This is a genomic window from Guptibacillus hwajinpoensis (assembly GCF_020171785.1).
GTDB lineage: Bacteria > Bacillota > Bacilli > Bacillales > Guptibacillaceae > Guptibacillus > Guptibacillus sedimenti.
Genome location: NZ_JAIVAE010000009.1, coordinates 62,919 through 77,264, shown reverse-complemented (window position 1 = coordinate 77,264; position 14,346 = coordinate 62,919). Strand labels below are relative to the sequence as shown.

Here is a 14,346-nt window from a genome sequence, read left to right as displayed (position 1 = left end):
TTGAATATGGAGGAAAGCAGCCATGCCTATCTTTGTTATTTTTATTGTTTTTTCAATTGTTTTCTATTTGTTCTACAAAGTGAAAGCTGTACGTCATAGCGGTGTAGCAACGACACAGTGGCTTCATTCAAAAGCAAGTATTGCATTAGGACTGTTCCTTATCTTTTTTGCGATTAATTCACTCACTGTTTCTTTATCAACTGTAACGTTTATCGTCGCTGCTGTCTTTATTTTACTCGGCCTTGCAAACGTTGTAGTCGGCTACAAAAAATACCGTCACTACCTTCCTTTTGCCATTGAAGAGGCAAATATGATGAAGCAAAATTAAGCACGATATGAATAATGAAAATGAAACCGCCACATTCGTTGGCGGTTTTTTTATCGATCGATAAGCTGCGCCATCATGAGCGCCTTGCCTACAACTGACCCTTCATGATAAATTTCAACATCGACCTTCCCAAATTTACGTGAGACCTCGAGTACTTTAGGAACAATTTCAATTGTATGATCGATTTGAACGGGTTTTATAAAATAAAGCGTAATATTTTCAACAACCAAATCACCTTTTTTGTATTTCTTTAATACTCGGCTACCAGCTTCGGTTACAAGGGTAGTCACTACCCCATATGATAAAGTTCCAAGTAGGCTTGTCATTTGTGGCGTTATTTCACAGCTGTACCGACTTTCTGATGGTGTTGACACATCTTTAATTTGACTCGTAATCAGGTCATCAAACGTTTCACCGATTTGAGGCTGTTGCTGAATCATTTGAAGCGCTTTTAACACATCTTGTCTACTAATAATCCCTATCAGTCGGTGGTATTGATCGAGAACGGGCAGCATTTCGATTCCTTCCCAAATCATTGTATGGGCAGCAGATGCAACCGATGTTTGTTCATTTACTGTCAAAGGATGTTTCGTCATTACTTTTGAGATTGGTGTTTCGTTACGCTCTCCAAGAATATCTTTTGAAGTCACAATACCCTGCACTTTCATATTGGGGTCCACAACAGGATAACGACTATGGAGCGTTTTCTCATTTAACTCGTGCCAGCGACCTACGTTTTCCGTCGTAACCAGAAAACTTGTTTTCGTAAGTGGCGTTAAGATATCACTAACTAAAGCAATTTCCTTTTTGATCAACCGGTCATATATCGCTCGATTAATCATGGTGGCTACTGTAAAGGAATCGTAGGATGTTGAAATAATCGGTAAATCATAGGCATCTGCCATTTTTTTCACATCGTCCTGCGCGTCAAATCCACCCGTAATCAAAACGGCGGCGCCTGCTTCAAGTGCAATTTTGTGAACATTGTCTCGATTACCTACGATGAGTAAACTCCCAGGATCAACATAGCGCATCATTGCTTCCAATTTCATCGCTCCGATAACGAACTTGTGAAGGGTTTTATGTAGGCCGTTTCTCCCTCCAAGCACTTGTCCATCCACTACGTTCACCACTTCAGCATAAGTGAGTTTTTCAATGTTTTCTTTTTCTTTTTTTGTAATTCGGATTGTGCCCACACGTTCAATTGTGCTGACCGTACCTTTATTTTCAGCATCCTTGATCGCTCGATAGGCTGTCCCTTCACTCACTTTCAGCTCTCTTGCAATTTGACGCACAGATATTTTACTTCCCACTTCTAGCGTCTCAATATATTCGAGAATCTGTTCATGTTTCGTTGTCAATTTCTTTCACCATACTTTCTACGTTCACATCTGTATCAGTAGATATGCTACTTCTGTTATAGTGGTGTTTGAATTGACTTCATTATACATAACTCATCCCTATAACTTCAACGACTGTATTGTTTTTTTCTTAAATCAACTGGTAAATCCTCTTCTGTTATAAACTGAGTTTCTCTTCTCCCAAAGAACAAGCCAGCAAGATTTCCACCAAGCGCCATGACAGCAAAGAGAAGCCAGAGACTAAAGAAAGCACCTTCAAGCGTTAAATCAATTTGAAAACGTGGTACAGCATCATACATTAAAAACAAAATACACAACACAGATAAAAACAATCGTTGTTTCACACCAATTCCCCCCTACAGCCTTTCTAAAAGGATATGTTTGAATTGGCTAATTTAATACGCTTATCCAACACAAAACCGATGCAGTGCATCGGTTTTGTGTTGGATTATAATTCGATTGTTTCGCCTGATTGTAAAACTTTACCTCTCGTTCCTTTAAGGCTATCTGCAAACGCCTCACCATCTTGTTCAATAAGTGGAAATGTATTGTAGTGAATTGGGACAGTTACATCTGCGTTAATCCATTTCGCAGCAACAGCAGCGTCCTCTGGTCCCATTGTAAAATTATCACCAATCGGTAAGAACGCAAGATCAATCGACTTCTCAGACAATAGCTTCATATCTGAAAAGAGTCCTGTATCACCAGCGTGATAAACCGTTTTTCCTTCTGCACTAAACAGAATACCTGATGGCATGCCCGTGTAAATAATTTGCTGATTTTCTTCTTCTGTATAGCTTGAGCCATGGAATGCTTGCGTTAACTTCACCTTACCAAATTCAAATTCGTGAGCGCCACCAATTGCCATAGGATGAGCATTAACCCCTTTAAATTCAAGGTATGTAGCCAATTCAAATGGAGCTACGACTAAAGCATCATTTCGTTTCGCAATATCAACTGTATCTCCGACGTGATCATTATGTCCGTGTGTCAATAAAATAACGTCGCACTTCACTTCGCTAGCGTCTAACTTACATTGTCCATTACCTGAAATAAAAGGATCAATTAAAATTTTTGCTTTTTCCGTAACAATCTCAACAACTGAATGACCATGAAATGTAACTTTCATTTGGTATCGCTCCTTTAACGGTTGGAATTTTCAACCTCCATGAAAAATATAGAAGGATTGACTCTAGTCAGTAAATTCCCTTTGAGTAATGATCTAAACTAGTAATACAACCATGCTCGTTCGTATTTTTCGATTAGATGAGGTTGAATAAGTGTATTCGGTTCAAATCGAACCTCTTTCCCTTCTTTCATCATCTGTTGATCTTCATCTTTCCCAAACACGCTAAGGGAAGGAATCATCTCACTTGATAGAAATTTGGTTTTTACAGTAAGCTTTAGCTTCTCTGGATCGACCGGCTCTCTTGTAGCCATCACAAAACCCCAGTCTCCGAAACTTGGGATATCGACGTGGTAATTGGAAGTGATTAAACCAGTCTCTGCGATCGTGCGATCAATTGTCCAATAAGCTTCTCTTGCAAACAATGGACTTGTTGCTTGTACCATTAACGCTCCGTTGATTTCCAAATGATTACGTAACAACGAATAGAATTCCCACGTATACAATTTGTTTAACGATTCATTATTTGGATCAGGAAGATCAGCAATAATTACATCAAACGTTTTTTGTTCTTCCTTAATGTATTGAAAAGCATCTTCATTACGTATTTGGACACGTTTATCTTCAAGTGCATGCTTATTTAATTCCGTCAATAAGTGATGTTCTTTCGCAAGTGTCACCATTTCAGGATCTAAATCCACTACTGTTATCGATTTCACGCGATCATATTTTAAAAGCTCTCGAACAGCTAGTCCATCTCCGCCTCCCAGTAATAATACATTTTCAGCATTTTGAACTGTCGCCATCGGGATGTGAACGAGCGTTTCATGGTATCGATGTTCATCACTTGAACTAAACTGAAGCTGTCCGTTCAAAAAAAGTCTAAGATCTCCCTGTTCCCTCGTTAAGGTGATTTTTTGATAAGAAGTTTCTTCCGAATAAATAATTGGATCTTTGTATAAACGCTGCTCAAAAGAGAAAGCCATTTCCTCACCGAAAATTGTACCGACAACCATTAGTAAGAACAAAAGGATTGCTATTCCAATATAAACAGCTTGATAAACGATCTCTTTTCGAAATGAATAAATCATCCAAAATGCCACAAGAATGTTCACGAGAGCGACAAGGAAAGCTGATTTTACAAGCCCAAATTCTGGTCGAAGGTAAAAGGCAAATAATAGCCCCCCTACAAGCCCTCCTGCATAGTCAGAAAAGAGCACTCTTGCTGTACTTTTATTCATTTCTACACCAATTTCATTCGCTTTTCGGATCAAAATTGGTAGTTCAAGGCCCGTTAATCCGCCTACAATAAGAATGGTCGTATAGAGTACAATAGTAGTTGCTTCTTCTCCTGCAATTGCCATAATTCCAAACACAGTAAAACTAGAAAATCCACCTATCACACCAATAAGAAGTTCTATCGCAATAAATCTTGTAATCAAGTTTTTTACAACTTTTTCACTCAGGGATGCGCCAATCCCCATTCCAGTCAGAAAGAGCGAAATGGTTAACGTATATTGCTTTACACCATCACCTAGTATGTATGATCCTAGAGCGCCGAACAGCACTTCAAAAATAATTCCGCAGATCGATACAATTCCTGAAGCCCAGTACAACTGACTGCTTTTACTAAACGTCCTGCTCATGACTTTCACCTTCAGCTGTTCATTTCTTTTTTACGTGATTGATGCTCCTACTACTAATGCTAGACCAATGGAAACGCACATGGAGAGTACACCTACTGATACAACACCTTCACTAAGCTTTTGTTCCACTGAGAAACGCCTTGTAAGAAAATCAAAGATATAATAAGCCACCAATTGAAGAACCACGCCATAAGCCCCCCATATGACTGTATCGAGAACATCTGAACTATGATAAATAGCGAAAGCTAAGATAAGACAAATTCCAATAATCTTACCACCTATGGATAGCGCAACTGCCGTATTTCCGTTTTCAACTTGTTCCCAATCCTTGTATTTTGTCGTAATCAATTCAAAAATTATTAATCCAACAACTACAACAACAATCGCTGCAATAAAATAAATAAATGTTAATAAAAATGGTCCCATTAAGATGATCCTCCTTCAATTATTTCCCTGTTCCCGGACCGCCACCGCGACTCGATCCTCGAAAAGACGGAATCGTTGTCGGTCCTTTATATGTACCACCCGTGGCGCCATATCCTCCATAACAATTCCCGGTTGCGTTCAAACAGCGGTTTTTTTGTTTTTTCCCCCAGTCATCTACATCTAGTATTTCATCTAGAATATAATAAGCTAGTAACCCATCAAAGAAATTAGGTTGGTAGTTATCTCGTACAAATCCAACTGTAGCGACTTCGACGAGGGTATTCGATGCGTCATCATTTTCTTGCAACGTTACGATATAGTCATCATAAACGAGAATTTGTTTGCCTTCTTTTAATTCACTGACTTCATTCGGCTTTATTTGTTCCTGTAAGTAGGAGGCAACAGTAGGGATATCTTCCTCAGCATTGTAAACCTTTGAGACATCGCTTGAATCCACGCTGCTTTCAACGACATCTTCAAGCTGATAGCGATCTTCGACGATTTCTTGAATATCCTTCGTAATCCCACATGCCGATAAGAGCAGAATGAATGCTGTCAGTAATCCAGTGAGCCATTTCATTCTTCCACCCCATTTAAGGGGAAAGCTTATTCTTTCCCCATTTTTTTCTTAAGCTCTGCCAATTCATCATCGATACCGTCATTTTTGTCAAGTGCATCAAGCTCATCATCAAGAGAGCGACTTTTCGAACGCATATCTTCACTTGTCTCAGCTTCAGCTTCGTACTGAAGAACTTTTTCCTCCATCCGTTCAAAACCACGTTTCGAATCATCACCGCCAATATCAGACATGGCACGATTTATCTTCGTTTTCGTTTTGGCTGACTCTGCACGAGCCTTTAGACTATCTTTCTTCAGCTGCATTTGACGATACTCTTCTTTCATCTCATCTAACTTTGAACGAAGAGAATCTGCATCAGTCTTGGCTCTTTCATAAGATGTCTTCAGTGTTTCCGCTTTTGCTTCATGATCTTTTTTGTCTTGAAGCGCTCTTCTGGCTAAATCATCATTGTCAGATTCCAATGCTTTCATCGCTTGATCCTGGCGCTTTGAAACCATTGCGTTCGCATCGTCCCATTTCTTTTTCAACATTTTCTCATTCGATATTTGTTTCGCTACTGCTGTTTCAGCATCTCGAATATCTGCTTCCATATCCCTCATAAACTGTTCTAGCATCTTTACCGGATCTTCCGCCTTATCTAGTGCAGCATTTAATTCAGAAGACATGATCGTTTTAACTCGTTTGAACATATTAAACATTTGCTATCATCCTCTCATTTACTTCCAGCAAGAATTTTAATCTCATATTCTTCAATAGCATACCCTTTGCTTACTTCTACTTCAGAACCCCAAATTTCTATTGATAGAAAGTTTGTTTCATCTTCATTTGAAAAATCGTGGTATTCTACTTCCTGCCCATTTAAATTACTACCACGCCCAGTCCCTAACACTTTTGCTCGACCATGTTCTTCTCTATAATACGTAACATCGTCTATGGTTAGCTTTTCTGGTATGGGTCTTGCCAGCTTTTCCTTCACATTACGATAAATGCCTAGCTCAAGTTCGTCATCCATTTCGGCACTTAGCCATACCGAGGATGCTCCCGATTTCAGCTGGTAGGCGTACCACTTATAGCCATTATCCTGATACGTCAGTGATCCCACAACTTCATAATCTTCTAGATCATAAGTGACGATATCACCAACTTGAATTGAAAAAACGGTCCTTTCTTTAATCGTGTTTTCTTCCTTCTTTCCGAATAATTTTGATAAAAAACTCATACCCTCGCCTCCCATCCTCAAAGCTTTATACGAATCATCGCTATAAAAGTTCCGGTTATTTTTCTGGTTTTCGATGAGAAACCATTCCCTCTTGCTCAGTATAATAGAAATCCAGTGGGGGTCGTTCTGTTAAGAGAGCTTTCTTTTCCAGTTTAAAAAAGCTGATTTTCTGAAAAGGATCTCCTTCGATGACTGGAGCTTCTTTCTCAGAATGAATGTATGAGTCCACAGCTCTCTGAACTGTATCAATCCAAAATGGAATATGGCGGTGTTGTTCTTCAAAAAGTTCAAACGTCTCTTTCGACATATAAAATGGTTTAGACGGAATACCTCCAAGGTGAGATATAAGAAAAGAAGCATCGAGTTCATTGTTATCTTTTACAAGAACTTTTAACGAAATACCATCACGTTTCTTTTCTGCGAATTTACCGACCGCCTGCCGTATTTCATGAAGGCTTGCTTCTATCATCGTAGGGTGATCCACTTTGCGGTTTTCATTCTTTTTCCTCCAAAATGCCATGTTTTCACCTCCCCATACACAGTTCCGTATTGAATGAAGAAAATCCTCTTCTATATTCACTCTTCTTATAATAACGAGCCGTCATTCAAGGCGTAAAAAAATAAAGCAGCTACTAGCTGCTTTATACTTCTTTTACTTTTCAAGAAGTGAACGCGCACTTTTATAATCAAGCTGCTGTGCTTCAGCTACTGCTTCATACGTTACAAAACCATGCATCGTGTTAATCCCCTTTAACAAAGGTTCATTTTCAAGACAGGCTTTCTTGTATCCTTTATTCGCAAGCTGAACCGCATAAGGAACAGTCACATTTGTTAAGGCAATCGTGGATGTACGTGGCACAGCGCCTGGCATATTGGCTACAGCGTAATGCACAACACCGTGCTTCGTATAGGTTGGATTATCATGAGTTGTGATGCGATCCGTTGTTTCGAATATACCTCCCTGATCAATTGCAACATCAACGATGACGGAACCGGGCTTCATTTCTTTAATCATCTCTTCCGTTACGAGTTTTGGCGCCTTTGCTCCTGGAATAAGAACAGCACCGATAACAAGATCTGATTCTTTCACCGCTTCTATTATATTTAGTGGATTGGACATCATCGTATTTATTTCAGTTCCAAAAATATCATCAAGCTGTCGCATTCTTTCTGGGCTTAAATCCATAATCGTTACGTCTGCTCCAAGTCCCATTGCAATTTTAGCTGCATTCGTTCCTACAACTCCGCCGCCAATGACAGTAACTTTCCCTCTCTTTACCCCCGGGACGCCACCTAATAGAATGCCAAGTCCACCTTTGGGTTTCTCAAGAAATTGAGCACCGATCTGTGCAGCCATCCGGCCGGCCACTTCACTCATAGGAGTTAGAAGAGGTAACGAGCCATTTGATAGCTGAACCGTTTCATACGCAATGCCAATCACTTTTTTTTCGACAAGCGCTCGTGTCAGCTCAGACTCCGCAGCTAGGTGTAAATATGTAAACAAAATTAGCCCCTCACGAAAATAGCCATATTCCTGAGGAAGCGGCTCTTTTACTTTCATAACCATTTCCTTCGACCACGCTTCTGCGGCCGTTTCAACAAGATGAGCGCCAGCTTCGAGATACTGCTCATCTCCAAAACCAGAACCCACCCCCGCCCCTTTTTCGATATATACTTCATGGCCGAAGTTCTTTAAACTTAATACGCCAGCAGGTGTCATCGCTACTCGGTTCTCATTGTTTTTCACTTCTACAGGAATGCCAATATGCATGCATACTCCTCCTTCGTCTCTCTTTGGTCCGTATAAAATCACCTAACCATTCTAAAAAGTTACCAAAATAATCCAAAAGACGATTCTCTATAACGCAACAACATAAGTCTATTTTCTTAATCTTCACACTATTATCATATACCCCACAGTGACCATTAACAACCCGCTAATTAAGCTAACAACGATGTAAACAACCGAGAGCCAAAGCTTAGTTGCAGCTAGCTCAAATGCTTCGTACATAAATGTCGAAAAGGTCGTAAACGCTCCGAGAAAACCTGTTGAGATCCCCGGCCCCCAATCTCCCGCTCCAAACGCCATCCCCATTAAGAAACTTCCTAATAGATTTACTAAAAGAGTTGCTAGTGGGAAATGAAATTGATTAAAGCGGTTTACGCCTAGTGCTGTGACATAACGAAGCCATGCCCCAACTCCGCCACCAATAGCAATCATTAACCAATCCATCCTTAGTCCCACCCCACTTTTTTCGCTAAGGAAACCCCTATGATGACGCTTAAGATTCCAGCTAGAATACTACCGCCACCATACAAAGCTAATCCCCAAAAGTGTCCATCTCTTATGTAAACGAACAAATCGAGAGAGTATGTGGAAAAGGTTGTAAATGATCCTAACAAACCAGTCGCAATAAATTTTTTCACTGAATCTGAAAGGCGAGGGTTCGTACTTACAAATTGATAGAAAAAACCTAGAAGAATGGAGCCGACGATATTGACAATAAAAGTAGCGATCGGACTGCCATTCATCACTGTACCAATCCCCCCTCTAACAGAGGCTCCAATGGCTCCACCAGCTATGACAGCAAAACTATTTTTCACTTGAATGCGGCTCCTTTCTCGTCTTTCCTCATCTTATCGAAACCGCTATTCAAAGTCTACTGATCGTTTTCATCCCATACCCAGGTGTATAACCTTCCGCTCGCATCCATCCACTTTAATTCAAATCTTTCTGCGTTTTGATAACCAAAGCTGTCCATTTTTTTCACAAGTTCTTCTACTCTTGCAATTTCGGTTACTTCTAGATGTTGAAACAAAGCTTCGACTTCCTTTTTTGCACGCTCTCCTTTTTCAACAACATTTCCGTTCTCAACTTCAAATTCATTCGGACTAGAGAACTCCCATTCATGTTCAATTCCATTAGAGACAACCATACATTTAAATGAAAAACTGTTCTGAAGTGTAGAAGCTTCCGCTCGAATTGTAAACAGGCATAAGTAAACAGCAAAAGTTATGATCGTAAGTTTCCTCATTATTCATCACCTCCTCCTTATGCTGACTGAAAGTGATGAATATTATTCCTAAACGTATGATTAGAATTGCTTCCGCTTAAAATCACAACTAAAATAAAACTATATTTGTTGTAAAAGGAGAGTCTATGAGCAGTTTACCGAAATCATCTAATTCTATTCAAATTGAACGATATGGACTTGAATCCGTTCCAGAAACGTCGCGTACGACTCGCTGGTACGAATATACTATGATTCAAATGGCTGTATCCGTGAATGCGGGGAATTTCCTTGTGCCTGCTCTTGCCGTTCTCGAAGGAGGACTTAGCTTCGTTTGGGCTGTGCTTGCAACCGTATTCGGAGCAACTGTCGCTTTTCTATTTGTCTCATTCCTATCCTTTCCAGGAGCAAGACGCGGAATCCCCTCTCAATATGCAGTGCGAGCATTTGTTGGTGTAAAAGGAGCCCAATACTTTGCTTCACCAGTTAGAACCATCACGTCACTATACTGGTTTTCCGTTCAAACCATAGGCGGTACTTATATGGTCGTTGAGTTAATGAAGCGCGCTTTTTCAATAAAGCTTCTGTTTCTGCCGACGTCACTGGTACTTGCTACTATAATGGCGTTACTTGCGTTAGTCGGTTTTGATGCGGTAAAAAAAGTAACCAAGTATTTTCTTCCCCTTTTATTTGCTGGAGGCGTTGCGATGTTCTTTGTTTATTTCACTACTTCTATAAACGGCAGCAGCTACTCATCCGTTATCTCATTTCATGAAGAACCAAACAGATCATTCTTTTTCTTCGCTAGCCTTGCATTTGTTCAGTATGTATCTGGAGTTAGCAGCTCTTCCGACATGGCAAGATACGCCAAATCTCCTCAGCATGCATTCTGGGGCATATTTTCTGGAAATACCTTCGGGTTTACATTAACCGCACTTCTCGGTGCCTATACCGCTACAGTAGCAGGAACGTGGAATCCTTTTTTAATCACAAGTCAACAGACGCAATCTACTCTTCTGTTAATCCTGATCTTTGCATCCGCACTCTGTTCAATGATCATGATCAACATCAGCAATGCGTACACAGGAGGATATAGCCTTCTAAACACGTTTCCGTCTCTCGGACGAGTGAAAAGTGCCCTTTTATTAGGTTTCGCCGCTGTAGCGTTAAGTGCATTTCCAGCCTTTGTGGATGAAGCGGAATCGTTTATTTCTTTGCTCGGTGCTTTTGTTATTCCTTTATCTGCCGTAATTGTGACTGATTTTATGGTAATAAAAAAAGGAAGCTTCACATCTGCCATGCTTGAGACTTTATCAGAAAGAACATTAAATCGATCAGGATTCCTCGCCATTTTATTGGGTGTTTTATTCTATCTTTTGCTACCTACTGATTATTCACCAGGATTTTTATCTTTTCTATTAACAAGCATACTGTACCTTTCGTTCCACCGTTTTAAGAAAAGAAGTTTCACTGAATAGTACCATAAAAAAGTTCATGCTCACGGCATGAACTTTTTTCCTTATTAATAATAACTTTTCCGATCAGCTTTACGAGGAAGCTTTTTTGCTTCTTTTTGTTCTTCCTCATCGATCACACCACTCTGATACGATTCACTTAACTGTTGGTGAACAGCCATTTCACCACTTTCATCATAAATCAATTCCTTCTTCTTATCAGTCATCACGTAGCCTCCTGTCGTTTCAGTCTTGCTTTCGTATTCTTTCCAACAACAGGACGGTTTACTTATTGATTGAGGATTAATTCAAAACAAGTGAGGAAATTTATAACAAAAGATATCTTATGTATCGAGTCTGAGTGCAATTAGAAGGAATAAGCAGTTATTTACGAAGCTCTCGCACAATGTGAGGAAGCTCTGGGATTAACAACTTAGACATCGCTAATTTCACAGCACCTGAAGAACCTGGCATAGCAAAGATGGCCGTTTCCTTCGTGACCCCTCCAATGGCTCTGCTTAGCATAGCTGGGGTGCCAATGTCATCTGTATAGCTAATCATACGAAACAGCTCACCAAACCCAGCTAGCTCCTTCTCAAGCACTCCTTCAACAACTTCATAGGTGACATCTCTTTTAGAAATGCCCGTTCCTCCATTTAATAAAACAGCATCCACATCACTAGCAGCAATCCCTCGCTGAATGGCCGTCCAAATTTCCTCTTGATCATCTTTTACAATGGTGCGCTCGATTACCTTATGACCTTTTTCTTCTAGTAGAGAGGAAATGATTTGTCCGCTTTTATCTGTTTCGTTTGTTCTTGTGTCACTGACAGTGATAATCAAACAATAAATAACTGCCGGCGCACTGGATTTATGTTCACTAAAGCTCATTTCCATACTCCTCTCTAAGTTCATTTAGAAAACGTTTCTCATAGAACTTATGAGCAATTTCACTGACAGACCGTGTAAATCGATAGTTCACGGCTGCTCCAATCGCTATGCCAAGAATCGGAATTCCTTGAATCATTTTTTTCCGTAACATCATTAGTACCGTACCTTTTATCATTTGCTTCATCGGACCCTGTAACCAGTTGGCATCAGCAATTCCTTCAGGACCTTCATAAAAATATGGATGTGCCTGCTCTTGCTTTACCTCCTGCTCTAATTCTCGCCAGGCTCGCTCTTGTAAACCTTTAGGAAGAGTAGCCATGTGGAAAACTTTAAGGGCTATCATCATTTCAGAAGGGTAATTGACAGGGTAACCATAAGTCATCGCGATAAGCTGTACCGTTCTTAGGTTAATGGCAAGCACCGCTGGTAAATCAAGACCTAATAATAAAAAACTTCCCGTACCAGCAAGTCCCCCTTGCGCAAATGAAACCATTCGCTGTCGCGCAATTTGTTGATCAGCAATATAGACAAGCTGATCAACAGACAAGTTCTTCATATCCTGGATTTGTTCGATCTCTGGATGAAACAAGCGTGCATCAGTTAAGAGTCGATGACTGGCATCGACCTGAGATTGTGAATTTTGTATAAGCGAATGCATATGAAAAAGCGCTGAGTCCATTACAGCATACAAACGAGTTTTAGCTTTAGAATCCAGCTGATTGAGCTGGTGGTTATACAACTTGTGAAATGTTCGCTCTATGTCAGTTGCTTCATGTGCAAAATGCTCTTCTTCCCATAAATGAATAACCGACATTCTTTTTTGTTCTCTTTTTGTCCACACCAATTGAAACCGCTCCCTTCAACCCCTTTCCTATATTGTATCTTTTCCCTTCAAAAACTTCCAACAAAGGTGAAAAAAGGACACACAAAAAAAAGCACCCTTTTCGGGTGCTTTGATTTATTTAGAAAGTCGAACAGTATCTCGCGCAATCACGACTTCTTCATTTGTTGGAATAATCATAACTTTTACAGGTGAGTGAGGATAGTTAATGAATGCTTCTTTCCCTTTCACCTTGTTTAAAGCTGGATCCCAATAAACGCCCATAAATTCAAGGCCACGTAACACACGTGCACGAACCGCATCACTATTTTCACCGATACCTGCTGTGAAAATAATAGCGTCTAGTCCTGACATGCGTGCTGCATAAGACCCAATGTATTTATGAATACGAGAAGTAAATACTTCTAGTGCTAATTCAGCACGTTCATTTCCAGCTTCTGCTTTACTAGTGATATCGCGAAGATCACTTGAGAAACCAGACACTCCAAGAAGACCACTTTTCTTATTCAATGTATTCATAACTTCTTCTGCTGTTTGACCAGTCTTGTCCATAATAAATGGAATCAAAGCAGGGTCAATGTTACCTGAACGAGTTCCCATTGTTACACCAGCTAGTGGAGTGAAGCCCATTGATGTATCAATTGACTTTCCGCCTTGAATAGCTGCAATACTCGCACCGTTACCAAGGTGGCAAGAAAGGAGACGCAATTGATCAAGCGGGCGACCAAGCATCTCTGCCGCTCTCTCTGATACATACTGGTGAGAAGTACCGTGGAAGCCGTACTTACGAATTCCATAATCTTTATAATAATCGTAAGGGAGACTATATAGGAACGACTGCTCAGGCATAGACTGATGGAAAGCTGTATCAAATACGGCTACAGATGGAACATCTGGTAGAATTTCACGGAATGCACGAATCCCAACAAGGTGAGCAGGGTTATGCAATGGAGCGAGTTCTGATACTTCTTCAATGCTAGCTAGTACATCATCCGTAATCAATGCAGAGTCATCAAATTTCTCACCACCATGAACCACACGGTGTCCAACACCTTCAATTTCATCGTAAGAAGAAATGATTGAGAAGCTAATCAGCTTATCTAGAAGCATTTTAACCGCAACTCCATGATCAGGAATATCAGTAATTTCTTCTTTCTTTTCACCGTTCACTTCTATTGTAAAAATGGCGTCATCAAGGCCGATTCTCTCCACGAGTCCTTTAGTGATAACAGTTTCTTCCGGCATATTTAATAGTTGAAACTTCAACGAAGAACTACCGGCGTTGATTGCGATTATTTTCGCCATATGTGACAGCTCCTTTAATTCAATAAAATTAGAATACGACACGAAAATAGAAGGGTAAGACCCTTCTATCTTTAGCACTCTTATTATTTAAACATCGACCATTACTTTATTCAAGATGAAAACCGCTTACATTCAAGTATTCCGCCAATTCAGATTTG

19 protein-coding genes are annotated in these 14,346 nt (G+C 40.1%); 2 read left to right on the top strand and 17 right to left on the bottom strand.

The annotated features are described in order from the left end of the window. The first annotated feature begins 22 nt into the window (after positions 1-22). Positions 23-328 (top strand): YtpI family protein, encoded by a 306-nt coding sequence (locus tag LCL91_RS14175; RefSeq protein WP_098444520.1) that lies wholly within the window; start codon positions 23-25, stop codon positions 326-328. Between the two features lie 50 nt (positions 329-378). Here the strand turns inward: LCL91_RS14175 and LCL91_RS14170 are convergent, their stop codons facing one another. From LCL91_RS14170 to LCL91_RS14110, 13 genes are all read right to left on the bottom strand, one after another. Further along, a complete protein-coding gene (locus tag LCL91_RS14170; RefSeq protein WP_098444521.1) occupies positions 379-1,689 on the bottom strand; it encodes a DRTGG domain-containing protein in 1,311 nt (436 codons plus the stop codon). Positions 1,690-1,796: 107 nt separating this feature from the next. Further along, positions 1,797-2,033 (bottom strand): hypothetical protein, encoded by a 237-nt coding sequence (locus LCL91_RS14165; protein WP_224883339.1) that lies wholly within the window; start codon positions 2,031-2,033, stop codon positions 1,797-1,799. A gap of 104 nt (positions 2,034-2,137) precedes the next feature. Beyond that, positions 2,138-2,818: a metal-dependent hydrolase gene (locus LCL91_RS14160; RefSeq protein WP_224883338.1), complete on the bottom strand. Its 681-nt coding sequence runs from the start codon at positions 2,816-2,818 to the stop codon at positions 2,138-2,140. Between the two features lie 98 nt (positions 2,819-2,916). After that, positions 2,917-4,461: a polyamine aminopropyltransferase gene (locus LCL91_RS14155; protein ID WP_224883337.1), complete on the bottom strand. Its 1,545-nt coding sequence runs from the start codon at positions 4,459-4,461 to the stop codon at positions 2,917-2,919. 30 nt (positions 4,462-4,491) lie between these two features. After that, positions 4,492-4,887, bottom strand: a complete 396-nt coding sequence (locus tag LCL91_RS14150; RefSeq protein WP_224883336.1) for a DUF350 domain-containing protein — start codon at positions 4,885-4,887, stop codon at positions 4,492-4,494. 19 nt (positions 4,888-4,906) lie between these two features. Next, positions 4,907-5,467 (bottom strand): DUF4247 domain-containing protein, encoded by a 561-nt coding sequence (locus tag LCL91_RS14145; protein WP_224883335.1) that lies wholly within the window; start codon positions 5,465-5,467, stop codon positions 4,907-4,909. Positions 5,468-5,493: 26 nt separating this feature from the next. Continuing rightward, on the bottom strand, positions 5,494-6,165 hold the full coding sequence (locus LCL91_RS14140) for a PspA/IM30 family protein (protein WP_224883333.1): 672 nt from the start codon (positions 6,163-6,165) through the stop codon (positions 5,494-5,496). Between the two features lie 14 nt (positions 6,166-6,179). Beyond that, on the bottom strand, positions 6,180-6,686 hold the full coding sequence (locus LCL91_RS14135; protein ID WP_224883331.1) for a DUF4178 domain-containing protein: 507 nt from the start codon (positions 6,684-6,686) through the stop codon (positions 6,180-6,182). A gap of 55 nt (positions 6,687-6,741) precedes the next feature. Continuing rightward, on the bottom strand, positions 6,742-7,206 hold the full coding sequence (locus LCL91_RS14130; protein WP_224883329.1) for a DUF3939 domain-containing protein: 465 nt from the start codon (positions 7,204-7,206) through the stop codon (positions 6,742-6,744). A gap of 132 nt (positions 7,207-7,338) precedes the next feature. Then, positions 7,339-8,457, bottom strand: a complete 1,119-nt coding sequence (gene ald / locus LCL91_RS14125) for an alanine dehydrogenase (protein WP_224883327.1) — start codon at positions 8,455-8,457, stop codon at positions 7,339-7,341. Positions 8,458-8,580: 123 nt separating this feature from the next. Then, positions 8,581-8,919 carry a fluoride efflux transporter FluC gene (locus LCL91_RS14120; protein WP_224883325.1) on the bottom strand — a complete coding sequence of 113 codons (339 nt, stop codon included), beginning with the start codon at positions 8,917-8,919 and terminating at the stop codon, positions 8,581-8,583. 2 nt (positions 8,920-8,921) lie between these two features. Next, positions 8,922-9,290, bottom strand: coding sequence for a fluoride efflux transporter FluC (locus tag LCL91_RS14115; RefSeq protein WP_224883323.1), 369 nt, complete (start codon positions 9,288-9,290; stop codon positions 8,922-8,924). Positions 9,291-9,346: 56 nt separating this feature from the next. Continuing rightward, positions 9,347-9,721 carry a hypothetical protein gene (locus LCL91_RS14110; RefSeq protein ID WP_098444533.1) on the bottom strand — a complete coding sequence of 125 codons (375 nt, stop codon included), beginning with the start codon at positions 9,719-9,721 and terminating at the stop codon, positions 9,347-9,349. A gap of 125 nt (positions 9,722-9,846) precedes the next feature. Here LCL91_RS14110 and LCL91_RS14105 point away from each other — a divergent pair, with 125 nt between their 5' ends. Beyond that, entirely contained in the window at positions 9,847-11,175 is a 1,329-nt protein-coding gene (locus LCL91_RS14105) for a purine-cytosine permease family protein (protein WP_224883322.1), read from the top strand. A 44-nt stretch (positions 11,176-11,219) separates the two neighbouring features. On the opposite strand, the gene LCL91_RS14100 is transcribed toward LCL91_RS14105, so the two are convergent. From LCL91_RS14100 to LCL91_RS14085, 4 genes are all read right to left on the bottom strand, one after another. Beyond that, complete coding sequence (locus tag LCL91_RS14100; protein WP_179886258.1) at positions 11,220-11,378, bottom strand: hypothetical protein; 159 nt, start codon at positions 11,376-11,378, stop codon at positions 11,220-11,222. A 157-nt stretch (positions 11,379-11,535) separates the two neighbouring features. Continuing rightward, positions 11,536-12,042, bottom strand: coding sequence for a MogA/MoaB family molybdenum cofactor biosynthesis protein (locus LCL91_RS14095; RefSeq protein ID WP_224883321.1), 507 nt, complete (start codon positions 12,040-12,042; stop codon positions 11,536-11,538). Beyond that, entirely contained in the window at positions 12,032-12,883 is an 852-nt protein-coding gene (locus LCL91_RS14090) for an EcsC family protein (RefSeq protein WP_224883507.1), read from the bottom strand. The genes LCL91_RS14095 and LCL91_RS14090 overlap by 11 nt, the downstream gene beginning before the upstream one ends. A gap of 117 nt (positions 12,884-13,000) precedes the next feature. Continuing rightward, the gene (locus LCL91_RS14085; RefSeq protein ID WP_224883320.1) at positions 13,001-14,188 is read right to left on the bottom strand and encodes an acetate kinase; all 1,188 of its coding nucleotides are present in this window, start codon (positions 14,186-14,188) and stop codon (positions 13,001-13,003) included. Between the last annotated feature and the right edge of the window lie 158 nt (positions 14,189-14,346).

What these genes read in the sequence shown, in the direction of transcription:
- LCL91_RS14175 (WP_098444520.1), top strand. Translation starts at nt 23, where the DNA reads ATGCCTATCTTTGTTATTTTTATTGTTTTTTCAATTGTTTTCTATTTG.
- LCL91_RS14160 (WP_224883338.1), bottom strand. Translation starts at nt 2,818, where the DNA reads ATGAAAGTTACATTTCATGGTCATTCAGTTGTTGAGATTGTTACGGAA.
- LCL91_RS14155 (WP_224883337.1), bottom strand. Translation starts at nt 4,461, where the DNA reads ATGAGCAGGACGTTTAGTAAAAGCAGTCAGTTGTACTGGGCTTCAGGA.
- LCL91_RS14150 (WP_224883336.1), bottom strand. Translation starts at nt 4,887, where the DNA reads ATGGGACCATTTTTATTAACATTTATTTATTTTATTGCAGCGATTGTT.
- LCL91_RS14145 (WP_224883335.1), bottom strand. Translation starts at nt 5,467, where the DNA reads ATGAAATGGCTCACTGGATTACTGACAGCATTCATTCTGCTCTTATCG.
- LCL91_RS14140 (WP_224883333.1), bottom strand. Translation starts at nt 6,165, where the DNA reads ATGTTTAATATGTTCAAACGAGTTAAAACGATCATGTCTTCTGAATTA.
- LCL91_RS14135 (WP_224883331.1), bottom strand. Translation starts at nt 6,686, where the DNA reads ATGAGTTTTTTATCAAAATTATTCGGAAAGAAGGAAGAAAACACGATT.
- LCL91_RS14130 (WP_224883329.1), bottom strand. Translation starts at nt 7,206, where the DNA reads ATGGCATTTTGGAGGAAAAAGAATGAAAACCGCAAAGTGGATCACCCT.
- ald (WP_224883327.1), bottom strand. Translation starts at nt 8,457, where the DNA reads ATGCATATTGGCATTCCTGTAGAAGTGAAAAACAATGAGAACCGAGTA.
- LCL91_RS14120 (WP_224883325.1), bottom strand. Translation starts at nt 8,919, where the DNA reads ATGGATTGGTTAATGATTGCTATTGGTGGCGGAGTTGGGGCATGGCTT.
- LCL91_RS14110 (WP_098444533.1), bottom strand. Translation starts at nt 9,721, where the DNA reads ATGAGGAAACTTACGATCATAACTTTTGCTGTTTACTTATGCCTGTTT.
- LCL91_RS14105 (WP_224883322.1), top strand. Translation starts at nt 9,847, where the DNA reads ATGAGCAGTTTACCGAAATCATCTAATTCTATTCAAATTGAACGATAT.
- LCL91_RS14100 (WP_179886258.1), bottom strand. Translation starts at nt 11,378, where the DNA reads ATGACTGATAAGAAGAAGGAATTGATTTATGATGAAAGTGGTGAAATG.
- LCL91_RS14095 (WP_224883321.1), bottom strand. Translation starts at nt 12,042, where the DNA reads ATGAGCTTTAGTGAACATAAATCCAGTGCGCCGGCAGTTATTTATTGT.
- LCL91_RS14085 (WP_224883320.1), bottom strand. Translation starts at nt 14,188, where the DNA reads ATGGCGAAAATAATCGCAATCAACGCCGGTAGTTCTTCGTTGAAGTTT.